Below are 25127 nucleotides of genomic sequence, written 5' to 3'. Positions count from 1 at the left end.
GCCGCGGCGATCAGTCGCGAAGCGCCGGATCGTGACGGTTGCGGTCGGCACGCCACGCCATGCGCAGCGGCCGAACCCCCATGAAGACGATCACCGCCATCATGCCGAACGCCACTTCCCAGATCGGACTCGCGGCGTGCGGCAGCGCCCAGACCGCGCCATAAGCGATCACCGCCGCCCCGATCACGCCGGCGGCGATGTGCAGCAGCTCGATCAGGGTCCGGCGGCCGATCATCAGGCCAGCATCGACAGCGGCGATTCGACCAGCGCCTTGAACGCCTGCATCAGCTGCGCGCCGTCAGCGCCGTCGATCGCGCGATGGTCGAAACTGCCCGTTGCCGACATCACCGTCGCCACACCAAGCGCGTCGTCGATGATGTACGGGCGCTTCTCGCCCGCGCCGATCGCCATGATCATGCCCTGCGGCGGGTTGATCACCGCTTCGAACTGCTTGATCCCGAACATGCCCATGTTGCTGAGCGACGCGGTGCCGCCCTGATATTCCTCGGGCTTGAGCTTGTTGTCGCGCGCGCGCGCGGCGAGGTCCTTCATCTCGGCCGAGATCGTCGCGACGCCCTTGGTGTCGGCGCCGCTGATGATCGGCGTGATAAGCCCCGACGGGGTCGACACCGCGACCGAGATATCGGCGCGGCTGAAGCTGATCAGCTGGTCGGGGGTGAACATCACGTTGCACTTGGGCACCTGGATCAAGCTGGCGGCGAGCGCCTTGATCAGCAGGTCGTTGACCGACAGCTTCACGCCGCGGCCCTCGAGGCCCTTGTTCATCTCGGCGCGCAGCTTGAGCAGCGCGTCGAGACGGATGTCGACCGTGAGATAGATGTGCGGAACCGTCTGCTTCGATTCGGTCAGGCGGCGCGCGATCGTCTTGCGCACGTTGCTGAGCTTTTCCGCGGTGTGCGGGATGTCCGGGATCGCGGCGGGCTTGGCGGCGGCGACGGGGGCCGGGGCTGCGGTTTCCGCAGCGGGTGCGCTGGCAGCAGCGGCCGGCGCATGGCCCGACTTTGCCCCCTCGAGATCGGAGCGGACGATCCGGCCGTTCGGGCCCGAGCCCTGCAGCGTCGCAAGATCGATGCTCTTCTCGGCAGCGATGCGGCGCGCGAGTGGGCTCGCCTTGACGCGATCGCCGTCCTGGCGGGCAACCGGAGCCGATTTGGGCGCAGCGCCGCCTGCCGGATTGCCGTGATCCTCGGCCTGTTCGGGCGTGCGCTCGACGGGCTTGGCTTCGCTGCCGGTCTTGTTGGGGTCGACCGGCGACGGCTTTGGCTCGGATTCCTTCGCGGCGGGCGCAGGCGTCGTGTCGCCAGCGCTCTCGCCCTCGGCGAGCAGCGTCGCGATCACGGTGCCGACCTTCACGTTGTCGGTCCCCTCGGCGACGAGGATCTTTCCGATCGTGCCTTCGTCGACGGCTTCGAACTCCATCGTCGCCTTGTCGGTTTCGATCTCGGCCATCAGGTCGCCCGACTTGACGGTATCGCCTTCCTTGACCAGCCACTTCGCCAGCGTGCCTTCCTCCATCGTTGGAGAAAGAGCGGGCATCTTGATTTCGACCGGCATCAACGCGTCCTCATCTAACCGAATCCGTAGGGGTCGTCTCTCGCGCCCGGCGCGCGGATGGTCAAGGCCATGGCTTGCACGATGCGCTACTTAGCCCCACCTATCGCTCACAATATCGCTGCGGGGGGAGAGCGAGCGCCATGCGGACCTATCTGGTCGTGATCGACGAGACACAAGAAAGCAGCATCGCATTGCGCTTCGCGGCACGACGCGCGGTCAAGACGGGGGGCGGGGTCGAGATCCTCGCGCTGATCCCGCCGACCGAATTCACGGCGTTCGCCGGCATCCAGGCGACGATCGAGGAAGAAGCGCGCCAGCACGCAGAGGGCCTCGTCACCGCAGCGGCGGGCACCTTGCTGCAGGAATCGGGGCTCAAGCCGGCTTTGACGGTACGACAGGGTGAAGGCCCGAAGGTGATCCGCGACATGATCGCCGCGAATCCCGATATCGCCGCGCTCGTGCTCGCCGCGGCGGCGAGCGGGGTGCCAGGGCCCTTGGTCGCGCATTTCGCGGGCGCCGACGCGGCCTTGCCGATCCCGCTGATGATCATCCCCGGCTCGCTCGACCGCGAAGCGATCGACCGGCTGAGTTGATACAGCACCCCGTCACCCCGGACTTGATCCGGGGTCCATGCGGTATGCCAGTAAATCGAACGGCCGCGCATGGATGCCGGTGAAGGTTGAACGGCAGAGCGGCTTGCGTCGATACCGCGATCCCGCCACGATGCGGCGATGCGCACCCTTCCCACCGCCGCCGCGATGCTCGCGATTCTTGCCACACCCGCCGTCGCCAAGGACGCAGCGCACCCCGCGCCCGACCCGGCACGTCTCAAGGCGACGGTCGAGAAACTCGTCAGCTTCGGCACGCGCCACACGCTGTCGTCGCCCGACGATCCGGTGCGCGGGATCGGCGCGGCGCGGACATGGACGGGTGGCGAACTCACGCGCATCGCCGATGGCTGCAACGGCTGCATCACCGTCGCCAATATCGCGCGGACCTTCACCAACGCGCGCGCTCCCAATGGCGTCAACGTCGTCGATGTGCTCGGCTTCCAGCACGGGCTCGACCCCAAGCGCGTGATCATCGTCGGCGCACATATCGACAGTCGAATCAGCGACGGCATGGATGCGACGCACGACGCGCCCGGCGCGAACGACGACGCATCGGGGGTTGCGCTCGTGCTCGAGGCGGCGCGGATCCTGTCGAAGGAAAAATTCCGCGCGACGATCGTCTATGCGGTGTTCTCGGGCGAGGAACAGGGCCTGTTCGGCGGCACGCTGCTCGCGGAAACCGCCAAGGCGCGCGGCTGGACCGTTTCGGCGATGCTCAACAACGATATCGTCGGCAATACGATGGGGCAGAACGGCGTCCGCGTCGCCGACCGCGTCCGCGTCTTTTCCGAAGGCATTCGCGCGATCGAGGATGTCCCCGCGCAACTCGCGCGGCGCGGTAATGGCGGCGAAGACGACGGCCCCTCGCGCAGCCTCGCCAAGACGATCGACGGTGTCGCCGGCACGATCCCCGGCGGGCTCGACGTGTTCGTCGACCGCCGGCCCGACCGCTTCGGGCGGGGCGGCGATCACGAGCCGTTCCTCAAGCTCGGCTATCCGGCGGTGCGCTTTTCGGTCGGCGCCGAGAATTGGACGCAGCAGCACCAGGACGTGCGCGTCGAGAACGGAATCCCGTATGGCGACACGGTCGACAAGATGGACTTCCCGTATCTCGCCAAGGTCACCGCGATCAACATCGCGACGATCCGCCGCCTCGCCGCCGCCCCCGCCGCGCCCGATGGCGTCACGGTCGCAGGTGCGCTGAGCTTCGACACGACGGTGAAGTGGCAGCCGGTCCCCGGCGCCAGCACGTACCGCGTCCACTGGCGCCGCAACGACACGCAGGACTGGCAGACCTCACGCGACGTGCCCGCCGGCGCGACGAGCACGGTGCTCAAGGATATCAGCGTCGACGATCACTTCGTCGGCGTGAGCGCTGTCGCGGCGGAGGGGTCGGAAAGCGTGGTGAGCTTTGCCGGACCCGAGCCGCGCACGAAGTAGCGGCCGGTCAGCTTCCCAGGACGGGCTGTTCGACCGGGCGGCATACGGGCTTGCGCCGCACCGGACGGTAATAGCGCTTGCGCGGGGCGGCGCGATAGACGTGCCGTTCGCGGACGGTTTCGACATATTCGGTCGTCGTCGTGGTCACGATCGGTGCCGACTGGATCGTCACGACCGTGGTGGTCGCGCCCGGATAGGCATAACCGCCGCCATAGCTCGTGGCGTATCCGCCGCCATACCCAGAAGAGGTCGAATAGGTCGTGACGTTGCCGTTCTGGACGATCGGCGGCAGCGGCGCGGGGTGGCGCTGCGGCGGGTAGGATCGGCCGTAGCCACCCGCCTGATCGTAGCCGCCGGCGCCGTAGCCGCCATCGTCATAGCCGCCGTCCCAGTCCAGACCATTGACCGAATCATAGACCCGACCGCGCGAGTCGAGCAGCACGGCGTCGTCATAATAGCGATACCAGCCATAGCCCGCGGGCGGAGCCGACAGACCGTAACCGGCAAAGTCGCCGATGAAGAAGTTCGGCGAAGACCAATACCGCGGCAGGCGATAGCCGCGTGACGGCTGGCGATAGGCGTTCCACCCGCCCGGTGCGTTGGTGCCGCCCTGCCAATGGCCGCCGGTGCCGCCGCCCCAGCGTTGCCGATCGGGCCGGTTGACGGGTCGCGTGCCGTTGTACGACGGGTGCGGCGCGTTCATCGGCGGCCGCTGCATTTGCTGCTGCATCTGCGGTTGCATCTGCATTGGCGCGGGCGGCGCGGGCATCGCTCCGTTGGGCACCGGATACGGCGCCCCCGGAACAGCCCCACCACGGACGCGCTGCGCATCTGCCTGCCCCGCGCCAAACGCAGTGACCAGCGTCAGTGTGGCCAATATCAAGGGTCGCATCGTCAAGCCTCCGGAACCGCGCCGCACACAAAGTGTGTACGAAGTGTTAACCCGTCAGCTACCATTTCGCTCACTGCGATTCTAGATTAACGGCTGTCCCGTTTCGGATCAGCTCGCGATGCGCGGCGCGAGCAGCGCCATCAGCGCTTCGCAGCCCGCGGCATCGGCCGAATCGAAGCGCGCCGCGCTCGGGCTGTCGAGATCGAGCACGCCGATCAGCCGCCCGTCATGGACGATCGGCACGACCAGTTCGGACCGACTCGCCGCGTCGCACGCGATATGGCCGGGAAAGGCGTGAACGTCCTCGACCAGCTGCGTCGTACGCGTCTTTGCGGCGGCGCCGCACACACCGTCGCCGATGGCGATGCGGATGCAGGCGGGCTTGCCGAGGAACGGCCCGACGACGAGCGTATCGCCGACCAGCCTGTAGAATCCCGCCCAGTTAAGATCGGGCAGATACTGCCAGATCAACGCGGCGGCATTCGCCATATTGGCGACGGCGTCGTGTTCGCCATCGGTCAGCGCATCGAGCGCCGAAAGGAGGTCGCGGTAGAGCTCGGTCTTCGAGCTTTGGTCGATCGTGAAGTCGTACATGCCCTGCCCCTACCGCGTTCGCACCGCATGTGAAAGCGCGCCTGCATGATCGACCGCGCCACGCTTATCTTTTAGGGGTGCGCGATGGCCGCCATCCCGATCACCCGCTCGATCAGCATCGACAGCGACGAACTCCAGGAATCGTTCACCCGCGCCGGTGGACCAGGGGGCCAGCACGTCAACACCACCGACAGCGCGGTGCTGCTGCGCTTCGACGTCGGCGCCTCGCCGTCTCTGCCCGATGCGGTCAAGAACCGGCTCGCTGTGCTGGCGGGATCGCGGCTGACGCGCGACGGCGTGCTGGTGTTGCGCAGCGAAGGCGCGCGCTCGCAACTCCTCAACCGCCAGGAAGTCCGCGAACGCCTCGTCGCGATGATCCGCGAGGCGACGATCGTCCCCAAGCGCCGCCGCCCGACCAAGCCGTCTAAGGCCGCGAAGGCCAAGCGGCTCGACGGCAAGACCAAGCGATCGAGCGTCAAGTCGCTCCGCGGCAAGGTGACCGACTAGAGATCGCGCAAAGCGCTCGCGGGCCGCGCGCGCAGCGCCGGGAGGCTCCCCGCGAGCCCGGTTCCGAGCGTCAGCGCGACGGCCGCCCCGAGCGTCATCGCGATCACATCCCAGCGCGGCGCCCAGCCGATCTTGAACACTTGCGTGACGACGTACCAGCCCGCTGCCGATCCCATCGCCAGCGCCACGACGACGAGGACGAGCGACAGGATCGCATATTCGAGCGCCTGCGCGCCGAGCACCTGCCGGCGACTGCCGCCGAGCAGCTTGAGGATCACCGCATCGTAGCGCCGCGTCGCGCCCGACGCCGCGACCGCGCCGATCAGCACCGCGATGCCGGCCGCGACCGTCACCGCGGCCGCCGCGCGGATCGCGAGCGCGATCTGGCCGAGGATCGCGCTGACCTGTCCGATCACGTCGCCGACGCGGATCAGCGTGACCGAGGGCAAGGCCGTCGCAACCTGGCGGGCGATCGCGCCGTCGCTTGCCGGGGCGGCATAGACACTCGCGAGCAGGCCGTGCGGCGCTTCCTCGATATAACCGGGCGAGAAGACAATCGCGAAATTGAGCCCGAGCCCGCCCCAGTCGATCTTGCGCAGCGCCGCGATCTTTGCGGGCACGTCGACGCCGAGCACCGAAACGGTGATCGTGTCACCGATCTTCAGCCCGAGCGCAGCGGCGGCCTTGTCCTCGAGTGACACCAGCGGCGGCCCGCGATAGTCGGAGGGCCACCACCGTCCGGCAACGACGGCATTGCGCGGCGGCAGCTGAGCCGCCCAGGTGATCGTCCGGTCGCCGCGCAGCACCCACGCATCGGCCGGCAGCGTCTTGATCGCGCTCACCGGCACCCCGCGCAGCGCGACGATCGATCCGCGGAGCGACGGCAGCGCCTCGATCGTCGCGCTCGGTGCCGCGCTGCGGACGGCGCGCGTGAAGGTGGCGGCATCGTCGGGCTGCAAGTCGATCGCGAAAAAGCGCGGCGCCTTGGCGGGAGCAGCGTTGCGCAGCTCGGCACCTAGGCTCGAATCGATCACCGCGAGCGCGACGAACAGCGAGAAGCCGAGCCCGAGCGCGACGACGAGCCGGTCGGTCTGCGCACCGGGGCGGTGCAAATTGGCGATCGCCAGCCGCAGCAACGGGTGGCGCGCACGCGGCAGCCGCGCCGCGATCGCGCGGATCGCGACACCGCAGCCCCATAACAACGCGATCAACGCGAGGATCGCGCCGACGAAGCCCAAGGCCAGCCAGCGATCCGACGCCGTCGCGACCGCGAGCGCGATCAGCGCCACGATCAAAACGATCATCCCGCCAAACACGCCGAGGCTCGGCCAGCGCCGCGCCGACAGCGTATCGCGCAGCAGCGTCGCCGCCGGGACCGAGCGCGCGCGTGCCAGCGCGGGAAGCGCGAAGAGCAGTGCGACCAACACCGATAGGATCGCCGCGGTCAGCAAAGGCACCGGATACACGCCGAGACGCGGCGGCACCGGCAACGCCGAACCGGCAAATGCCGTGACGATCCACGGCAGCGCCGCTCCCACGATGAGCCCCGCCCCGATGCCGACCGCCGCGACGACGCCGAGCTGCGCCAGGAAGATCGCCGCAATCGTCCGCGACCGCGCTCCCAGCACCTTCAGCGTCGCGATGATCTTCGCCTTGCCGGCAAGGTACGCGGCCACGCCGCTGCCGACGCCAACCCCGGCAATCGCCAGCGCGGCAAGCCCGACGAGCAGCAGGAATTGCCCGAGCTGCGCGATCCCGCGCCGGAAACCGCCCGCCGCCTGATCGCTCAGCTTCGCAGACCAGCCCGCGCCGCGAAACTGGCGGAGCACGGCATCGCGAGCAGCCGGCGCCCGTCCGGGCTGCGCGAGCACGATACGGTAATGGCTTTCGTACAAGCTGCCGGGCTGGAGCAGCGCCGTCGCGTCGAGCCCGGCGAAATCGACCAGCACCGGCGGCCCCAGCGCGAAGCCAGCCCCGAGCCGGTCGGGTTCGTTCGCGATCAGGCCAATGACGCGGAGCCGCGCCCGACCGAGCGAGAGTGTATCGCCAGGCTTAACGCCGAGCCGATCGGCCAGCGCGGGCGCAATCGCGATCTCGCGCCCATGCGGCCGCTTGGCCAACGCCCCCGGCGCAAGGCGGAAGCGCCCAAGCAACGGCCAGGCGGCATCGGTCGCGCGCAGATCGACCAGCACCGGGGCACCGCCTACGCTCGCCATCCCGCGCAGCGAGAGCGTCTCCGAAACGCGCCCGATCCGCGCGAACGCGGCGAGCTCATCGACGCTTGCGCGGCGCTGCGAGACGTTGAACTCGACGTCACCGCCGAGGATCTGCCGCGCATCGACATCGAGCGCGGCGATCATGCTCGCGGCAAGGCTACCGATCCCTGCGAGCCCCGCGGTCCCGAGGAACAGGCAGATCGCGAGCAGCAACAGCCCGCGCCCGCCGCGCCGCAAATCGCGCAGCGCCAGCCGCCAGACGAGCGTCACGCGCTACGCCGATCGCCGACGATCCGCCCGTCGCCAAGCTCGATCACGCGGGCACAGCGGGCTGCCAGCCCCGGATCGTGGGTGATGATGAACAATGTCGTCCCGCTCGCCGCATGCCGCGCGAAGAGAATATCCATGATCGACGCGCCCGTCGTCGTGTCGAGATTGCCGGTCGGCTCGTCGGCAAAGATCAGCGCGGGGCGTCCGACCAGTGCGCGCGCGATCGCGACGCGCTGCTGCTCGCCGCCCGACAGTTGCGCCGGATAATGGCCGATCCGGTGGCCGAGCCCGACCGCCGCGAGTTCGGCCGCGGCGCGCGCGAAGGCATCGCCCTCCCCGGCCAGTTCGAGCGGCACCGCGACGTTTTCGAGCGCGGTCATCGTCGGGAGCAAATGGAAGGCCTGCAGCACGATCCCGATCCGTCCACGTCGCGCGACCGCGAGCGCATCCTCGTCGAGCGTCGTGAAATCGAGCCCGGCGACCGAGACGGTCCCGCCGGTCGGGCGCTCGAGCCCGGCCAGCACCGCCATCAGCGACGATTTTCCCGATCCCGACGGCCCGAGCAAGGCGACGCTGTCGCCCGCAGCAACATCGAGATCGACCCCGCGCAGGATCTCGACGCTGGCGGGCGGACGCCCGAGGACAAGCGAAACATTGCGCGCGGCGATCAACGCGCTATCGACGGTGGATGGCATCATCGGTCTTCCTTGGGCGATATCGCTGGCAACGGCAAATCGTCGCCAGCGGTCTCGCATTGCTTTCGGTCGTCGTTCCGTTCGGGGCGACCGCCTCGCCCAAGGCGCCGCTGATCTGGGCGTTCGGCGACAGCCTCACCGCGGGCTATGGCCTGCCCCCCGAAGCGGGCTTCACCACCAAGCTGCAAGCCGCGCTGCGAGGCGCCGGGATTGCGGCGACGGTTCGCAACGGCGGGGTCGCCGGCGACACTGCGGCACAGGCGCGTGCGCGGCTGCGCTGGGGGTTGCGCGGGCTCGGCGCGAAGCCCGATCTGGTGATCGTCGAGCTCGGCGCGAACGACATGCTGCGCGGGCTTCCCGTCGCGCAGGCCAAGGCAAACCTCGACGCGATCCTTACCGAATTGCAGGCGCGCCACATCCCCGTGCTGCTCGCCGGCATGCGCGCGGCGCCCAACCTCGGGCCCGACTATGTCAGCGCGTTCGACGGCGTGTATCCAGCCCTTGCCAAGGCGCATGCGATCCCGCGCTACCCCTTCTTCCTCGACGGCGTCGCCGGGAACCCCCGGCTGATTCAGGCCGATGGCCTTCACCCCAACGCCCGCGGCGTCGACATCATCGTCGGCCGCTTGCTGCCCAGCGTCCGCGGTGCGCTTGCGCAGGGTGCCCGGCAATGAACCTCGACGACCAGTTCCTGCGCTACTTCGGGAGCAGCGACCTCGCCGCCGTCACGCCCGCCGCGCTTCAGGCCGGGATCGAGCATATGCGCGTCGATTTCGGGCTCGAGCAGGACCGCGATCGGCGTTTCGGCCTGTGGACGCTACTCCACATGCTCGGCGCGGCACCCGATCTCGACGTCGCGTTCACCTCCACCGCAGACCAGGCGGCGGCGCGACGCTTCATCGAGCTCACCGAGCAGCACGACGACTAAGCGCGCGGCGCCGCGAGCTGCGGGGTCAGTCGGCGACGTCGATCGGATGGGTGACGATGATCTCGGGTCGCGCCGTCGCGATATCGCGCGCGGCGAGACCGAGGGCCTTGAAATGGTCCGATGCCATATGTTGCTGCACGGCGGCGTCATCGACGTAGAGCTCGTTGAACACGAAGCGCTGTGCGCCCTCGTTCTCGCGCCACAATTCGTAGTGAAGCACACCGGGCTCGGCGCGCGATGCGGCGACGCAGGTGCGTGCGGCGGCAATGAAATCCTCTTCCGAACCAGGCTTGACGGTGATGAAGGCGACGATCTTGACGGCCATGAAATTCACTCCTGTTTCGTGAGCCCAGACCTGGGGTCTTGCGCGCGGCAAAGCAAGCCATGCGCAGGGTGAGGCCAGGAAACAATGGAACCCGCGCCATCTCGGGTCATTGGACGGTCGTGCCCCGCTGCCCGGGGGTTAGGAATCCCGCCATGCGCCGTCTTCTCCCGCTCCTCCTGGTCGCGACCGCCTCATCGGCGATGGCGCAAGATGCGACACCGTCCCAGCCCGCGCCCATGACGACACCGCTCGGCGCCAATCTCGAAAGCTTCGCCTATCCCTTCCCGGTCCGCTGGTACGAGACGCAATCGCAAGGCGCGCCCGTCCGGATGGCGTATCTCGATGTCGCGCCGACCTCGGCGGCGAACGGCAAGACGGTCGTGCTGCTCCACGGCAAGAACTTCTGCTCGGCGACATGGCAGGATACGATCGTCGACTTGGCGGCGCACGGCTACCGCGTCCTCGCGCCCGACCAGATCGGCTTCTGCAAATCGTCGAAGCCGATCGGCTATCAGTACAGTTACGCCTCGCTCGCGACGCTGACGCAAGCGCTGCTCGACCAGGCCGACGCGGGCAAGGTCCTGCTCGTCGGGCATTCGACCGCCGGCGTGCTCGCGGTGCGCTTCGCCTTGCTCTACCCGCAGCGAGTCGAGCGGCTCGTGCTGGTCAATCCGCTCGGCCTCAACGACACGCTGGCGCAAGGCGTGCCCTATACCGAGCTTGGCGCGCTGCGGCAGGAAGAGGCGAAGACGAACGCCGCGTCGATCAAGGCGTATCAACTGCGCACCTATTATCACGGCGACTGGCGACCTGCCTATGACCGGTGGGTCGCCATGCTGGCGGGGCAATATGCCGGACCCGATGGCGAGCGCGTGCGAGACGCGCAGGCGCGGCTGTCGGATATGCTCGAAACGCAGCCCGTCGCGGCCGAACTCGACCGCGTCGCCGCGCCGGTGTCGCTCATTATCGGCCAGCGCGACGTGACCGCGTTTCGCGCCAATACCGCGCCTGCGGACGTCCGCGAGCAGGTCCAGACGGTGCCGCAAGCCGCCGAAGTCGCGGTCCGTCGCTTCCGCGATGCCCGGATCGTACGCATTGCAGGCGCCGGCCATGCTCCGCACGTCGAGGATCCAGCCGGCTTCGCGCCGCTGTTACGCGCCGAACTTGCGCGCCCGTGACTCCTGAAACGGCCGAAACGTGACGATAATTTCACGCGACAGCGTGCAACCAGAACGGCAAGGCCGATGTTTCCAGATCCTCTGCAAAGGACATTGTGTATGCGTATCGTTTCGCTCATTGCCGTCTCCGCCGCCCTCGCCTCGGCCTCGCCGGTGCTTGCCAAGGGCTGCATCCGCGGTGCTGCCGCCGGCGGCGTTGCGGGCCATTTCGTCGGCAAGGGCCACGCCGTGATGGGCGCCGTCGCAGGCTGCGCGATCGCACACCACCACTACGCCAAGCAGGCGCGCGCGCAAAAGGCTGCTGCGCGCGCACAGCACTGAGCGACTATCCCACCACGCCCGACGGGCGCTATTTCGTCGTGCGCGGGCGGCTCTGGCGCAAGAGCAATCCCGCGCTCGACGCAGCAACGCGCACGGCGCTGGTCGGGGACTTGATGGATGCACGCCGCGCGGTCGGCGCGGCGCTGCGGGCCAAGGACAAGACCGCGGAACAGACCGCACGCGCCGCGGTCGATACCGCCAAACACGCGCTCGGCGAACGCGGGCCGGTCTGGTGGGACGATGCCGCGCCTGATTACACGCGCCACATGGCGCGCAATACGCCCTACGCCGATTGGTTCGCGGGGCTCAGCTAGCCCGGCGTTTGCGCACGGGCGCGTCGGCAAGTTCGATCCGGACGGGGGCGTGATCGCTCGTCTTGTCCCACCCGCGCACGTCGCGATCGACTTGCGCATCGACCAGGCGACCGGCGAGCGCGGGGCTCAGCAGCAAGTGATCGATCCGCAATCCCGCATCGCGCGCATAGGCGTTCCGGAAGTAGTCCCAGAAAGTGTAGATCGTCGCATCGGGGTGGATCGTGCGCAGCGCGTCGATCCACCCCTGCCCCACCAGCCGTGCGAACGCCGCGCGGATTTCGGGCGCGAACAGCGCATCGTCGATCCAGCGCTCGGGCTTGTAGACGTCGCGCTCGGTCGGCATCACGTTGAAATCGCCAGCCAGCAGCACCGGCAGACCGGACTCGAGCAAATCCGCGGCATGCGCGATCAGCGCGTCGAACCAGCGCAGCTTGTACTCGAATTTCGGCCCAGGCCGCGGGTTGCCGTTGGGCAGGTACAAGCCGCCGATCAGCACCCCGGCGACCGCCGCCTCGAGATAGCGACTTTGCGCAGGGTCGGGATCGTCGGGCAAACCCCGCCGCGTCTCGTGGATCTCACCGACGCGACTGAGCAACGCGACCCCGTTCCAGCTCTTCTGTCCGTGCCAGATCGCGTCATAGCCAAGATCGCGGATCGCGGCCTCGGGGAACTTGTCGTGCGGTGCTTTCAGTTCCTGCAGCACCACGACGTCGGGGCCACTCTCGGCAAGCCAGCGCAACAGCACCGGCAAGCGGCCGTTGACCCCGTTGACGTTGTACGTCGCAATCTTCACGCAGCTTCACTGGCCGGGCGGTCGCTTGCCGGCGCGAGCGCCTTCACGACCATCGCGTTGACATCGACGCGCGCCTTTAGCCGCGCGGCGAGCAAGGCTGTGCCGCTGATCTTGCGCTGGACGAACAGCGTGTCGATCGGCGGGACGTGCCACGTGTCGCGGTCGGCGGCCATCGCCATCCCCTGATCGCGCAAGACGCCGACGAATGCGCGGTCACCGAAGTCGAACGGGCCCGCGCGGTTGAGCTCGACAAGGATCACGTCGATCATCCGATCGACCAGCGCGCCGTGCCGCGCGACCGCTGCATCCCCCAGGAACCCAGCGCCGAGCGCGGCGTCGCGCACCGCCGCACGGTCTCCGGAGAACCCGGCTTCCAGCAGCCGCCGATAGCCGTCTGCCGTCTCCGGCGCGACCGGGCGGGTCGCGCCGAAATCGAGCAATACGAGTTTTCCGGTCGCGGGCTGATAGCGATAATTGGCGAAGTTGGGATCGGTCTGCATCAGGCCGAACTCGAACATCTCGCGCAGCACCAGCGCCATCAGCGATTCCATCGCCGCATCGCGCACGCTTTGCTCGGCATCGACGAGCGATTCGATCGCCACGCCCTCGACAAAGCTCATCGCGAGGACGTCCGAACCGCTGAATTCGCGGTCGAGCACCGGCACGACATAGGCGGGATCATCCGCCAGCAACGCACCGAAGCGCTCGAGCTGCTCACCTTCGCGGACGTAATCCGCCTCTTCGTGGAGTTGCCGCTTCGCCTCGGCGAGCAGCGGCGCGATGTCGATCGACTTGGGCAGCGCGCCGGACACGCGCAGCAGCGTCGCGACATTGTCGACATCCGAATCGATACTGTCACGGACGCCGGGATATTGCACCTTGATCGCCAGATCGCGCCCGTCCGGGGTCCGCGCGCGGTGGACCTGGCCGATCGACGCCGCGGCGAGCGGCCCGGCATCGAAGCGCGCGAACCGGCGCCGCCAATCTTTGCCCCAATCGCGCGCGAGCACTTGCTGGAGCTGCGCTGGCGGCATGTGATGCGCATTGTTGCGCAGCCGCGCGAGGATCTGCGACAGCTCGGGCGGGAGGAAATCGCCCGAGTCCATCGAGATCATTTGCCCCAGTTTCATCGCCGCGCCGCGCAGGTGGGAGAGCTGATCGGCGACGCGCCCGATATTGGCGGGGGTGAGCAGCAAGTCGCTCATCTTCGGCCGCTGGCCATCGGCGATCCGACGCGCGCCTTCCGCCAGCACGCCGCCCGCGACCCCGCCGGCCAACCGCCCGAACACCCCGAGCCGCGCGATGCGCCCGCTGGGAACGGATTTTCCGCGAGAATCGCGATCGTCGGTCATGCAGACGCCTTCACCAAAATCGGCTGCCCGGCCCGCCCTTGAACGGCCCGGCAAAGGCGGAGGTGATCCACCCGCCATAAAACCCCCCCGGCTGCGGCACGACGGTCTCGCCATTCACGCTGCAGCGATCGAACGGCGCGGCGTAGAAGGCGACATGATCCTTCAGCAGCGCAAAGGGGCGGGTCGGGCTCGGATAGCTCCAGCCGACGCTTGGCAGCGTCTCGCCGTCGAGCACGACGTCCCAATACGTCGCCGCGCCCTTCCATTCGCAGAACGAACTGCCAGCACCGCGGCGCAACGCGCTTTCCAGAATATCGGCGCGCGGGATGTAATAGCTCGGCGGATGGCTCGTCTCGAGCGTGCGGATACTGGCGCGCGTATCGGCGAGCACGACGCCGCGATGCTCGATCACGATCCGCGCCGAACTCAACTCGGCGATCGCGGGGCGCGGGAACGACCAGACGCTTTCCTGGCCGAGCGCTGGTGGAATCGGTTCGGGTGTCATCGGCGGTCCCATCCCAAAGCGAGGCGCTGCAACCGAGGGCGGACCCGCAGAAACAGACGATAGGCGTGTTCGAGCATCGCCAATATGTGACGATTGCGCGCGACCAATCCAAGCGGCCGCAGCACCGGAATCGCGCGCCACATCGCGGCGAACGCCGCGGCGCCCGACAGGATCTGGCCGTCTTCGCGCGCATGGAAGCGCGCCAGCAGATCGGCGCGGTCGATCGGACAGGCCGCGGGAGCATCGCCCGAAACGTCGACAAACTCGATCCGCTGCGCCCGGTCGAGCCGCCGTATCCCGGCGATCTCGCGCCGACACAGCGGGCAACCGCCGTCAAACCAGACGGTGACGCGCTTCGATCCAAGGGGGGCTTCACGGTTCATGCGATTGCCTAACGCCGGAGTGCAGCGTTCGGATGCACCCGGACGCGGGCGCTGGCAATGCGTCCGTTGCGATGCGATCGACACCGTGCTGATGGAAACGCACCAGTCGCGGTTGACCCCGATCATGTCACTGCCGCTTGCTCCGGCCGCGCGCGCATCGCATGGAACGACGATGACCAACCGTTGCGGCACCGCCCTCTCGACCGCGCGCGTACGCGCACTGATCCTTCTCGCCCTTGCAGCGATGCCGAGCGTGGCGCTCGCGCAGGAACCTGCGCAGGGCGATCCGTCACAGGGCACCGGGCCGCTCCCAAACAATGTCGCGCCAAGTCCGACGCCGATCTGCACCGACCGCCCGACGCGCGCGAGCGTCGCGTGCACCGTACCCGCCGGCGCCTTCCAGCTCGAAACCGACTTCATCGACTGGACGCGCGAGACGCTCGACGGCGTTCGCACCGATACGATCCTGTACACCAACCCCACGCTCAAATACGGCGTCTCGAAGCACACCGATGTCGAGGTCAACATCGCCCCGTACCAGACCGTCCGCACGCGGATGGCCGATGGCAGCGTGACGACCGACGGCGGCGTCGGCGATCTGTTCGTCCGCGCGAAGCAGCGACTGACCGCCGACAGTTCGATGACGCACGTTGCGGTGATCGGATCGGTCAAGGCGCCGACGGCTGGTTCGGTCGTCGGCAACGGCAAATGGGAGGGCAGCGTAGCGCTTCCGGTCAACATTCCCCTGCCCGCCAAGTTCACGCTGACCACCAGCCCCGAGTTCGATATCTCGGCCAACCAAGGCTCGCCCAACCAGGACCCCGTCACGGGCCATCATTTCGAGCTCGTCAACCTCATCAACCTGTCGCACCCGGTCGGCAAGAATGCGACGGTCTATGCCGAATTTTGGACCAAGGAGAGCTTCGAGCCGCGGCATAACACGCAGCAATATTCGGCCGATCTCGCGGCCTCGTATCAGCTGACCAAGACGCTCCAGCTCGATGCCGCCGCGTATATCGGGCTTAACCGCGAAACCCCTGGGCTGCAGCTGTATACCGGTCTGTCGACCCGCTTCTAGCCGCGGCTGAGCGCGACGAGGCTGCGGAGCAGTTCGTCGCGCCGGAACGGCTTGGTCAGCCGCGGCAGATCGGGCGCGATTCCTTCGCTCTCGGCATAGCCCGAGATCACCAGCACGGGCAGCGCCGGATCGCCGCGCAGCAGCCTCCGCGCGAAGTCCGATCCGGTCATTCCCGGCATCAGATGGTCGGTCACCACCAGATCAGGCGCCACACCGGCGTCGATCAGCGCCAACGCCGCCTCCGCCGAGTCCGCCTCGACTACGTCATATCCCAGCTCGCCGAGCATCGCTGCAGTGCTCAAGCGCACGAATTCCTCGTCATCGACCAGCAACGCCGTCCCGCGCGATGGCTCGAGCAATTGCGGCACTGCTGCGGGGACGAGCGGTGCCACAGCCTGCCCTTGCGGGAGCCATAATTCGACGCACGTGCCCTCCCCCGCCGTGCTGCGCAGCCGCAATGCGCCACCGAGCTGTGAGGCAAGGCCGTGGACCATCGACAGGCCGAGCCCAGTCCCCTTGCCGACCCCCTTGGTCGAAAAGAACGGCTCGACCGCGCGCGCCATCGTCTCCGCGCTCATCCCGGTGCCCGTATCAGTGACGGACAGGCAGATGTAGCGGCCCGGTGCGAGATCTCCGTCCTGCACGATCGTCTCGGGCATCGCCGCGATCCGCAGCGTTCCGCCATCGGGCATTGCGTCGCGGGCATTCACCACCAGGTTGAGCAGCGCCATCTCGAGCTGGTTCGGGTCGGCAGTGGCGGTGGGGAGGTCGTGGGGGGCCTCGACCAGTACGCGGATCTGCGGACCAATCGTGCTGGCGACGAGATCGATCATCCCGCGCACCAGCGCAGCGACGTCGACCGCAACCGCCTGCAGCGGCTGCCGCCGCGCGAAGGCGAGCAGCCGCTGGACCAGCGTCCGCGCGCGTTCGGCCGACAGCGCAGCGCCGTCGATCAAGCGCTTCTCGCGCTCGCCGCCGAGGCCCTTGCGCTGCAACAGATCGAGCGCGCCGACGATCGGTGTCAGCAGATTGTTGAAATCGTGCGCGACGCCGCCAGTCAGCTGGCCCATCGCCTCCATCTTCTGCGCTTGGCGCAACGCCTCCTGCGCGGTTGCGAGTTCGGCCTTCGCGCGCAGCCGGCCGGTCACGTCGCGCGCATGATGAAACGCGCCGATGATCCGCCCCTCGGCGTCGCGCAGCGGGGAATAGCGGATTTCCCAGCTCGGGGCTTCGATCTCTGGATTGCCGAACTGGGCTTCGGTGACGAAGGTTTCGCCGTGCAAGGCACGCGTCATCAAGGCGTGCATCGCCGCGCGCTGCTCGGGAACGAACAGTTCGAAGAACACCTCGCCGAGCTTGGTGTAGAAACCGTGGCTTCGGAAAAAGGCGTCGTTATGCGCCTGGTTGAAGGCGATGAGACGACAGTCGGTGTCGAACGCGCAAATCGCCGTGGCGTCCGACTGGATGATGTTCTCGTGCAGCAGCAGGGCCTGGGTGCGCTCGACCACCGTCGCCGCTAGCGTCGCGTTGAGCTTGGCGAGCGCGTCACGATCCGCGCGGCGCTCGGTCACGTCCTGCACCACGCCAAGCAGCCGCACCGCGGTGCCGTTCGCATCATATTCGAATTCGGCGCGACGTTCGATCCAGCGCACTTCCTGCGTATCGGCGCGACGGATGCGATATTCGACTTGCAACGCCATCGCCTGCGAGGCTCGCACCGCGGCATTCGAGCCGATCGCGGCATCCTCGGGCAGGATCATGTCCTCGATCCGAGTCACGTCGGTCGTTCGATCATCGGATAGGCCGAACAAATGGTAGAACTCGGCGGATCCGGTGAACGTTCCCTCCGCGAGGTCGACCGTAAAGACGCCGATGTGCCCCGCTTCCTCGGCGCGACGCAGGCTTTGCTCGGCTTGCTGAAGCGCAAGGTCGACGCGGCGCTTCGATTCGACCTCGACGACCGTCGCAGTCGTCTCGCTGGTGATGCACAGCACCCCGGTGATCGCGCCCAGATCATCGAAGACGGGCGAGAAGGAAAAGGTCCACCACGTTTCCTCGGGCTCGCCCCAGCGCGCCATCGGAACGGGATGATCGACGACGCGGAACGGCGTACCGCGCAGGGCATCGAGGAACATCGGTTCGACCGCAGCATAAGCATCGGCCCATACCACGTCGAAGCGCGCGCCCATCGCCCCGTCGATGCGTGGCCCGAGGATCGGCGCATAGGCGTCGTTGAAGAAGAAAGTGCGTGTCTCGCCCCACACCAGGTACATCGACTCGGGCGACGCCAGCAGCAGATGAAGCGTCGCCTTGAGCGATGTCGGCCAGCCCTCGCGCGGGCCCAGCGGATGCGCCGCCCAGTCGACGGCGTCCAGCAAGTCGGCCACGCGCGAGCGCGCAGCGGTTCCGCTGCGTTCCGGCATGCCGTCTTGCGTTCCGCGTACCAACCCTACCTCCGCAAGCGGCATGCGCGCGCATGCCGGAAAGTAGCGTTACCGTGCTCGTAGGGCACATCGCAACCTCTCATCACACCAGCAATTTCGACGATTGTGGCGATGGGTGCCGGGGTCCGACGTGTCAGTCCTCGCCGCGATCGCGAATATGCCCGCAAGCCGCTGCAGTGGATGCAAGCGGAGCGCTCTACGGGTAAGCCCGTATAGCGAGCGCGCGTTCAAACGGCGACGAGCGTCGGGTCGGTCGCCGGATCTCGCGCGGTTGCGCGCGGGGCCGCCGCGTCGGCAGCTGGTCCTGCCCCGGGGCCCTTGCGGAGCCGCTCATGTCCGATCCCCTTTCCCCCGAACAGGTCGCGGCGCTCGACGCGTATTGGCGCGCGGCGAACTATCTCTCGGTCGGGCAGATCTACTTGCGCGGCAATCCGTTGCTCGAACAGCCGCTCAGCCTCGCCGACATCAAGCCGCGCTTGCTCGGCCATTGGGGCACGACGCCTGGCCTCAATTTCATCTACGCGCACCTCAACCGGCTGATCGTCGCGAACGATCTCGACATGATCTATATCATCGGACCGGGGCATGGCGGCCCCGGACTGGTCGCCAATGCCTATCTCGAAGGCTCCTACACCGAGCATTATCCGGCGATCGAGCGCAGCCGCAGCGGCATGGAGCGGCTGTTCCGCCAATTCTCCTGGCCGGGCGGGATCCCGAGCCATGTCTCGCCCGAATGCCCGGGGTCGATCCACGAAGGCGGCGAGCTCGGCTATTCGCTCGCCCATGCGTATGGCGCGGCGTTCGACAATCCCGACCTGATCGTCACCTGCGTCGTCGGCGATGGCGAAGCCGAGACCGGGCCGCTCGCCGCGAGCTGGCACAGCAACAAGTTCCTCAACCCCGCGCGCGACGGCGCGGTGCTGCCGATCCTCCACCTCAACGGCTTCAAGATCGCCAACCCGACGATCCTCGCGCGGATCGGCAAGAGCGAACTGACCGAGCTGCTCCACGGCTATGGCCACGAACCGTATTTCGTCGAAGGCGACGACCCCGCGTTGCTCCACCAGCAGATGGCCGCGACGCTCGACACGGTGCTGCGTGCGATAAAGACGATCCAGGCCGATGCGCGCGAAACCCCCGCCACTTCCCGCGGACGCCCGCGCTGGCCGATCATCGTGCTGCGGACGCCCAAGGGCTGGACCGGCCCCAAGATCGTCGATGGTTTGCCCGTCGAAGGCACATGGCGGGCGCATCAAGTCCCGATCGCCAATTTCAAGAAGCCCGAGCATATCGACCAGCTCGACGCCTGGATGCGCAGCTATCGCCCGGCCGAGCTGTTCGACGCGAACGGCAAGATCACCGAGGCGATCTCGGCGGTCGCCCCGACCGGGCATCGCCGGATGAGCTCGAACCCGCACGCCAATGGCGGCGCGCTGCTCCAGCCGCTGTCGCTGCCCGACTTCCGCGACTTCGCGATCGCGCTCACCGCTCCCGGCGCGGTCGAGGCCGAAGCGACGCGCGTGCTCGGCCAGTATCTGCGCGAGGTGATGCGGCTCAATCTCGACAGCCGGAACTTCCGCCTGTTCGGGCCCGACGAAACCGCCTCGAACCGGCTCGACGCGGTCTATGACGTGTCGGGCAAGGCGTGGATGGGCGAGGTCGAACCGGTCGACGTCAATCTGAGCCCGAGCGGGCGCGTGATGGAAGTGCTGAGCGAGCATCTCTGCCAGGGTTGGCTCGAGGGGTATCTTCTCACCGGTCGGCACGGCTTCTTCTCGTGCTACGAGGCGTTTGCCCACATCGTCGATTCGATGCTCAACCAGCACGCCAAATGGCTCAAGGTCAGCCGCAAGATCGCGTGGCGGCGTCCGATCGCCTCGCTCAACTATCTGCTCACCTCGCACGTCTGGCGGCAGGACCATAATGGCCTGTCGCACCAGGATCCGGGCTTTATCGATCAGGTTGCCAACAAGACCTCCGATATCGCGCGCATCTACCTCCCGCCCGACGCCAATTGCCTGCTGTCGGTGGCGGATCACTGCCTGCGCAGCCGCGACTATGTGAACCTGATCGTCGCGGGCAAGCAGCCAGAGTGGCAATGGCTCGGCATCGATGAGGCGGTGCGGCATTGCACCGCGGGCGCGGGGATCTGGCACTGGGCGGGCGTGCAGGACGACGCGCCCGATGTCGTGATGGCCTGCGCGGGCGACGTCCCCACGCTCGAGGCGCTGGCGGCGGTGATGCTGCTGCGCGAGCAAGTCCCCGACATCCGCATCCGCTTCGTCAACGTCGTCGACCTGATGGTGCTCGAGCCGAGCGATCAACATCCGCACGGACTCGACGATCACGCCTTCGATGCGCTGTTCACCACCGACACGCCGGTGATCTTCGCGTTTCACGGCTTTCCGGCGACGATCCACACGCTGACCTATCGCCGCACCAACCATCACAACATCCACGTCCGCGGCTTCAAGCAGGAGGGCACGACGACGACGCCGTTCGACATGGTCGTGCTCAACGATCTCGACCGCTATCGCCTCGCGCTCGACGCGATCGAGCGGATCCCCAGGCTGAAGGCGCAAGTGCCTGCGGCGCGCGACCGCTATTGGGCGGCGATCGAACGCCACAAGCTCTACATCGCCGAACATGGCGAGGATCTGCCCGAGATCCTGGACTGGCGCTGGTCGGCGTGACTGCTGCAGCCGGAAGCGCGGGGACGGTGATCCTGACCTTCAATGGCGGATCGTCGTCGCTCAAGTTCGGGCTGTTCGATGTCGCCGAAGGCAAGGCCGAGCCGCTGCTGACGGGCGAGATCGAGACCGAGGGCGGCGGTGCGGTTCGGCTGCATGCAGCTTCCGCCACCGGACGCTTCCATGTCGACCATTCGCTCGGCGAGGCCGCGCCAGGATCGTGGATCGGCCACGTCGTCGATGTGCTCGAACGCTCGGACCTTCCAGCACCGGCGGCGATCGGGCATCGCCTCGTCCACGGTGGGCCGCGCTTGCTCGCGCCGGTGCTGATCGACGATGCGGTGCTCGATCAGCTTGAAAGCGTCCGCAGCTTCGCGCCAGTCCATATCCCCGCCACGCTGGCGACGATAAACGCCGCGCAAGGATATTTCCCGGGTTGCCCGCAGATCGCGTGTTTCGACACCAGTTTTCACACGACGATGCCGGCGGTGGCGAGCACACTCCCGCTCCCCAAGGCACTGCGCCATCGGGGAGTACGGCGCTACGGCTTCCACGGCCTCTCGTGTGAATCGATCGTTCGACACCTCGGGCCGGCTTTGCCCGAGCGGCTGATCATCGCGCATCTCGGCAATGGCGCGAGCGTCACCGCGGTGCGCGCCGGCCGCTCGATCGACACCAGCATGGGGCTGACCCCGACCGGCGGGCTGATCATGGGGCGGCGCACCGGCGACCTCGATCCCGGCATCCTGCTGCATTTGCTGCGCGACTGCGGCTACACGCCCGCGACGCTGGCCACGCTGGTCGACCGCGAGAGCGGAATGCTCGGCATATCGGGGATCGACAGCGACCTGCGCAGGCTCAACGCCGCCGCACCGACCGAGCCCGACGCCGCGCTTGCGATCGCGATGTTCGGGCACTCGCTCGCCAAGATGCTCGCCGCGATGGCGTGTTCGCTCGGTGGGGTCGACATGATCGTCTTCACTGGCGGGATCGGCGAGCATGATTGCGGGGTGCGAGCGACCGCCGCGACGGCTCTCGCCTGGATGGGAGTCGCGCTCGATCCCGCCCGCAATGCCGCTGGCGCCGAGACGATCAGCGGCGATTCCTCGCGCGTCGTGCTCCGCGTGCTCGCCGCGCAGGAGGACGCGCAGATCGCGCTGCACAGTGCCGACCTGCTCGGCGCGAGCAACCCCTCACTCCGCGACGACGAGCCCGTCTAGCGCGCGGACGATCGCGCGCGCCTGGCCGCGGACTTCCTCGAGGTGGCGCCGCGCCCAGCCCGGCTCCATGTCGGGGGTGATATGGCCGAAATGCACGTGCCGCGACGGCGCCATCGCAAAGGCGTGTTCGATATAATGGTCGAACGCCTGGGTGAGCGCGCGCAACTGGCCCATCTCGTCGAGCCATATCTCCTTCAGGCCCGAGGTCGTGAAACTGAGCAATTGCTTGCCCGCCAGCACGCCTTTGGCGGTACCCTCGTAGACCGCGTCGGGCAGCACCCCGCTGCCGAGCACACGCTCGACATAGCCCTTGAGCATCGCCGGTGGCCCACCGAACCAGATCGGATAGACGAGGACGAAGACGTCGCTGTCCTTGAGCACCGCGAGCTCTTCGGCGACGTCTGCAAACTGGCGCTCGCCTGGCCCCGGGCGCTCGGCCGATTTCAGCACGGGATGGAACCCCATCGCATAGAGATCGCGGACGATCACCTCATGGCCTTGCTCGCGCACCGTCGCGCTATACGCTGCGGCCATCGCTGCGTTGAAGCTGTCCTGCTCGGGATGGCAGAGGATGACGACGTGCCGCGGTGGCTTGGAACGAGTGTCAGGCATGCGAGATCTCCTTATAAACGCGATACCCTGCGGTGCCGGACCGCGCGCTACGGGATTCTACGGAGGACCGCGCGGATGCGTTCAGTGGCTCAGCACCAACGGCAGTTTGCAAATGCCCAGCATCCGCTTGGTCACCCCGCCGAACGTCTCGAGCAGGCGACCGTGGGTGTAGCCGCCCATCAGGATGTAATCGGCGTTGAAGCGTGCGGCTTCGGCCTCGATCAAACGGTCGGGGGCGGTTAGTCCGTCGTCGATCGTCCGGATGGTCGCGTGGATGCCATGACGCGAAAGATATTCCGCCGCCTCGGTCGGCTCGGTGCGCTCGCCGCCATCGCGCGCCATGAAGATCTCGACCGCGTCGGCAAGCGCCAGCAGCGGCACGCACGCCCGCAGCGTCGCGGCTGCCGATCCCTGACCATCCCAGGCGATCAGCACGCGCGCGAGCGCGAGCCGCGTCAGCGTGTCGGGCACCGCAACGATCGGCGTGCGCGCTTGCATCAGCACGCGGCTCGCGACGTCTCGCATGTCGGGATCGCGTTCATCGGTGAGCTTGCGGCTCAGGACGATCAGGTCGGCGAGTTTCGCCACGTCGAGCACCGAGTCGGCGAGCGGCCCAGTCGCGTCGGTCCAATCCCAGCGTACATCCTCGCGGGCGAGCCGCGCGACGATTTCGATCTTGTTTTCGGATTCGCGAGTCCGTTCGTCCTCGAGCAAGCCGACCGCGGCGATGCCATAATAATCACCGTTGAGCGTTGCCGGAACCACGACGTCGACGCACGACAAATGGCCGTCGAGCGCACGGGTCAGATCGAGCGCAGCCTGGATCCGCGATTCCTGCCCGGTATCGTCGTGCACGAGCAATAGAACATTTTTCATCGCCGCCTCCCTTGATGATGATGCGACGCTATGCGGCGGCGGCACCCGCCGATATCGGGAAACCTACGGATACGCGCGGCGGACCGCCCCGCAGCGCCCACCCTGGCACGTCGAGCGATACGACTTGGTCGCAGAACGCGGCGAACGCCGGCCGGTGGCTGACCAGCAACAGTCCTTGCCGCGTTCTCGTCAGGCGGGCGGCGAGGCGCGCTATAACCATTTCCTCGGTCGCGGCGTCGAGCCCTTCGCTCGGCTCGTCGAGCACCAGCCACGACGCCGGGCGGAGATAGGCCCGCGCGAGCGCGAGCCGCCGCCGTTCGCCGCCCGACAGCCGCGCACCGTTCTCGCCGATCCAGCTGTCGAGCCCCTGCGGCAAACCGTGTACCCGCATGTCGAGCGCGGCATCGTGAAGCGCCTGCCAGAGCGCCGCCTCGTCGGCCTGCGCACAGCCTAGCAGCAGATTGTCGCGGACGGTTCCCGACAGCAAAGCCGCGTCCTGCGGGACCCAGCCGAAGATCTCGCGGCGGAGGTCGCTCGCGATATCGACGAGGTCGCGATCGTCGAACCAGACCTGTCCGCGCTCGGCGGGCCGGAGGCCGAGCAGCGTTTCGACCAAGCGTGTCTTGCCGGCTCCCGAACGTCCGGCAAGCTGGACTCGTGCGCCGGGAAGCAGTGGGCCATCGGCAAACGCAAAGGTAATCGATGGACACGCGACCGCCAGTTGGCGTGTCGGTGATAGCGATCCGCCGTCGAGCAGTGCGCCCAGCCGCGCCTCCGCCTCGCGGACTGCGCCGCGCTGCGCCAGGCTTCGCACCAACGGTGCGGCGCCATCGATCGTCATCGCCGCGGCGAGGGCGGAGAGCGCCATCACTGCCGCACCATGCCCCCGCGCAAGCACGACCACCGCACCCGCAGCGACCGCGATCGCCACTGCCTGCGCCAGTTCGAACCAGCCCATCACCGCAGCTTGCGCTTCGACGGCGTCCCCGAGCGTCTCGCTCCGTTCGGCAATTCGCGCCGCGGCCCAGCCTTCGAGGGCGTAACAGCGGAGCTCGGCAGCGGCGGCAGCCTGTGCGGCGAGCTCGTCCTTCAACGCCCCGGTCGCGCGTTGCACCGCCCGCCCCGGGGCCTCCAGTGCGGTCGCGAGCCGATCTGCGACGAGGAGCAGCGTGCCGAGGCACGCGAGTGTCGCCGCCGCCGCCGCCCCCCCCCCCCCGGCCCGGCGGGCCCCCCCCGCCCCCCCCCCCCCCCCCCCTGCCCCCCCCCCCCCCCCCCATGGCAACCCCCGGGCGCAGACCCCCCCCGGCC

The 25127-nt window shown here is 67.9% G+C and carries 26 protein-coding genes; 11 read left to right on the top strand and 15 right to left on the bottom strand.

Features of this window, described 5'->3' with window-relative positions; translation table 11 throughout:
• Window positions 1-10 precede the first annotated feature (10 nt).
• A complete protein-coding gene (locus QN347_RS03600; RefSeq protein ID WP_133188314.1) occupies window positions 11-235 on the bottom strand; it encodes a hypothetical protein in 225 nt (74 codons plus the stop codon).
• Window positions 235-1575: a pyruvate dehydrogenase complex dihydrolipoamide acetyltransferase gene (locus tag QN347_RS03595; protein WP_322163765.1), complete on the bottom strand. Its 1341-nt coding sequence runs from the start codon at window positions 1573-1575 to the stop codon at window positions 235-237. Before QN347_RS03595 ends, QN347_RS03600 begins: the two co-directional genes overlap by 1 nt.
• A 140-nt stretch (window positions 1576-1715) precedes the next feature.
• On the opposite strand from QN347_RS03595, the gene QN347_RS03590 reads away from it, so the two are divergent.
• Entirely contained in the window at window positions 1716-2168 is a 453-nt protein-coding gene (locus QN347_RS03590) for a universal stress protein (RefSeq protein ID WP_133188318.1), read from the top strand.
• Between the two features lie 138 nt (window positions 2169-2306).
• Window positions 2307-3626 carry a M20/M25/M40 family metallo-hydrolase gene (locus QN347_RS03585; protein WP_322163764.1) on the top strand — a complete coding sequence of 440 codons (1320 nt, stop codon included), beginning with the start codon at window positions 2307-2309 and terminating at the stop codon, window positions 3624-3626.
• 7 nt (window positions 3627-3633) lie between these two features.
• Here QN347_RS03585 and QN347_RS03580 read toward each other — a convergent pair whose 3' ends face one another.
• The gene (locus tag QN347_RS03580; RefSeq protein ID WP_323493968.1) at window positions 3634-4329 is read right to left on the bottom strand and encodes an RcnB family protein; all 696 of its coding nucleotides are present in this window, start codon (window positions 4327-4329) and stop codon (window positions 3634-3636) included.
• Window positions 4330-4626: 297 nt separating this feature from the next.
• On the bottom strand, window positions 4627-5112 hold the full coding sequence (locus QN347_RS03575; RefSeq protein ID WP_322163762.1) for a GAF domain-containing protein: 486 nt from the start codon (window positions 5110-5112) through the stop codon (window positions 4627-4629).
• Window positions 5113-5196: 84 nt separating this feature from the next.
• Here QN347_RS03575 and arfB point away from each other — a divergent pair, with 84 nt between their 5' ends.
• Entirely contained in the window at window positions 5197-5619 is a 423-nt protein-coding gene (gene arfB, locus QN347_RS03570; protein ID WP_189674758.1) for an alternative ribosome rescue aminoacyl-tRNA hydrolase ArfB, read from the top strand.
• On the opposite strand, the gene QN347_RS03565 is transcribed toward arfB, so the two are convergent.
• A complete protein-coding gene (locus tag QN347_RS03565) occupies window positions 5616-8105 on the bottom strand; it encodes an ABC transporter permease (protein WP_322163761.1) in 2490 nt (829 codons plus the stop codon). The two genes, arfB and QN347_RS03565, sit on opposite strands and share 4 nt — an antisense overlap.
• Window positions 8102-8803, bottom strand: a complete 702-nt coding sequence (locus tag QN347_RS03560) for an ABC transporter ATP-binding protein (protein WP_322163760.1) — start codon at window positions 8801-8803, stop codon at window positions 8102-8104. The genes QN347_RS03565 and QN347_RS03560 overlap by 4 nt, the downstream gene beginning before the upstream one ends.
• On the opposite strand from QN347_RS03560, the gene QN347_RS03555 reads away from it, so the two are divergent.
• Both QN347_RS03555 and QN347_RS03550 read left to right on the top strand, forming a co-directional pair.
• Window positions 8794-9474 (top strand): arylesterase, encoded by a 681-nt coding sequence (locus tag QN347_RS03555; RefSeq protein ID WP_322163759.1) that lies wholly within the window; start codon window positions 8794-8796, stop codon window positions 9472-9474. The genes QN347_RS03560 and QN347_RS03555 overlap by 10 nt on opposite strands.
• Entirely contained in the window at window positions 9471-9728 is a 258-nt protein-coding gene (locus tag QN347_RS03550) for a hypothetical protein (RefSeq protein ID WP_322163758.1), read from the top strand. Before QN347_RS03555 ends, QN347_RS03550 begins: the two co-directional genes overlap by 4 nt.
• 25 nt (window positions 9729-9753) lie before the next feature.
• On the opposite strand, the gene QN347_RS03545 is transcribed toward QN347_RS03550, so the two are convergent.
• Window positions 9754-10053, bottom strand: a complete 300-nt coding sequence (locus tag QN347_RS03545) for a putative quinol monooxygenase (RefSeq protein WP_322163757.1) — start codon at window positions 10051-10053, stop codon at window positions 9754-9756.
• 152 nt (window positions 10054-10205) lie between these two features.
• Here QN347_RS03545 and QN347_RS03540 point away from each other — a divergent pair, with 152 nt between their 5' ends.
• From QN347_RS03540 to QN347_RS03530, 3 genes are all read left to right on the top strand, one after another.
• Window positions 10206-11231, top strand: coding sequence for an alpha/beta hydrolase (locus QN347_RS03540; protein ID WP_323493967.1), 1026 nt, complete (start codon window positions 10206-10208; stop codon window positions 11229-11231).
• 99 nt (window positions 11232-11330) lie between these two features.
• Complete coding sequence (locus QN347_RS03535) at window positions 11331-11552, top strand: hypothetical protein (protein ID WP_133188340.1); 222 nt, start codon at window positions 11331-11333, stop codon at window positions 11550-11552.
• A gap of 38 nt (window positions 11553-11590) precedes the next feature.
• On the top strand, window positions 11591-11866 hold the full coding sequence (locus QN347_RS03530) for a hypothetical protein (protein WP_229839168.1): 276 nt from the start codon (window positions 11591-11593) through the stop codon (window positions 11864-11866).
• On the opposite strand, the gene xth is transcribed toward QN347_RS03530, so the two are convergent.
• Genes xth through QN347_RS03510 form a run of 4 tightly spaced genes read right to left on the bottom strand, consistent with a single transcriptional unit; the run spans window position 11859 to window position 14899 of the window.
• Window positions 11859-12659, bottom strand: a complete 801-nt coding sequence (gene xth / locus QN347_RS03525) for an exodeoxyribonuclease III (RefSeq protein WP_322163755.1) — start codon at window positions 12657-12659, stop codon at window positions 11859-11861. The genes QN347_RS03530 and xth overlap by 8 nt on opposite strands.
• Entirely contained in the window at window positions 12656-14011 is a 1356-nt protein-coding gene (locus QN347_RS03520) for an AarF/ABC1/UbiB kinase family protein (RefSeq protein ID WP_322163754.1), read from the bottom strand. The genes xth and QN347_RS03520 overlap by 4 nt, the downstream gene beginning before the upstream one ends.
• A 10-nt stretch (window positions 14012-14021) precedes the next feature.
• Window positions 14022-14516, bottom strand: a complete 495-nt coding sequence (locus tag QN347_RS03515; protein WP_322163753.1) for a DUF427 domain-containing protein — start codon at window positions 14514-14516, stop codon at window positions 14022-14024.
• On the bottom strand, window positions 14513-14899 hold the full coding sequence (locus tag QN347_RS03510) for a DUF393 domain-containing protein (protein ID WP_322163752.1): 387 nt from the start codon (window positions 14897-14899) through the stop codon (window positions 14513-14515). Before QN347_RS03510 ends, QN347_RS03515 begins: the two co-directional genes overlap by 4 nt.
• Window positions 14900-14918: 19 nt before the next feature.
• Between QN347_RS03510 and QN347_RS03505 the strand changes: the two genes are divergently transcribed.
• A complete protein-coding gene (locus QN347_RS03505) occupies window positions 14919-15977 on the top strand; it encodes a transporter (protein WP_323493966.1) in 1059 nt (352 codons plus the stop codon).
• On the opposite strand, the gene QN347_RS03500 is transcribed toward QN347_RS03505, so the two are convergent.
• A complete protein-coding gene (locus QN347_RS03500; RefSeq protein WP_322163750.1) occupies window positions 15974-18400 on the bottom strand; it encodes a hybrid sensor histidine kinase/response regulator in 2427 nt (808 codons plus the stop codon). The genes QN347_RS03505 and QN347_RS03500 overlap by 4 nt on opposite strands.
• Window positions 18401-18753: 353 nt before the next feature.
• Between QN347_RS03500 and QN347_RS03495 the strand changes: the two genes are divergently transcribed.
• Both QN347_RS03495 and QN347_RS03490 read left to right on the top strand, forming a co-directional pair.
• Entirely contained in the window at window positions 18754-21114 is a 2361-nt protein-coding gene (locus tag QN347_RS03495) for a phosphoketolase family protein (protein ID WP_322163749.1), read from the top strand.
• Entirely contained in the window at window positions 21111-22331 is a 1221-nt protein-coding gene (locus tag QN347_RS03490; protein WP_322163748.1) for an acetate/propionate family kinase, read from the top strand. The genes QN347_RS03495 and QN347_RS03490 overlap by 4 nt, the downstream gene beginning before the upstream one ends.
• Here the strand turns inward: QN347_RS03490 and QN347_RS03485 are convergent.
• From QN347_RS03485 to QN347_RS03475, 3 genes are all read right to left on the bottom strand, one after another.
• Entirely contained in the window at window positions 22305-22943 is a 639-nt protein-coding gene (locus tag QN347_RS03485) for an NAD(P)H-dependent oxidoreductase (RefSeq protein ID WP_322163747.1), read from the bottom strand. The two genes, QN347_RS03490 and QN347_RS03485, sit on opposite strands and share 27 nt — an antisense overlap.
• An 81-nt stretch (window positions 22944-23024) precedes the next feature.
• Window positions 23025-23819 (bottom strand): universal stress protein, encoded by a 795-nt coding sequence (locus QN347_RS03480; protein WP_322163746.1) that lies wholly within the window; start codon window positions 23817-23819, stop codon window positions 23025-23027.
• A 28-nt stretch (window positions 23820-23847) separates the two neighbouring features.
• Entirely contained in the window at window positions 23848-24933 is a 1086-nt protein-coding gene (locus QN347_RS03475; RefSeq protein WP_323493965.1) for an ATP-binding cassette domain-containing protein, read from the bottom strand.
• Window positions 24934-25127 lie beyond the last annotated feature (194 nt).

The organism is Sphingomonas sp. 10B4, assembly GCF_035019905.1.
GTDB lineage: Bacteria > Pseudomonadota > Alphaproteobacteria > Sphingomonadales > Sphingomonadaceae > Sphingomonas > Sphingomonas glacialis.
Note: the sequence above shows the minus strand (reverse complement) of the source record. Positions and strands in the feature narration are given on the sequence as shown.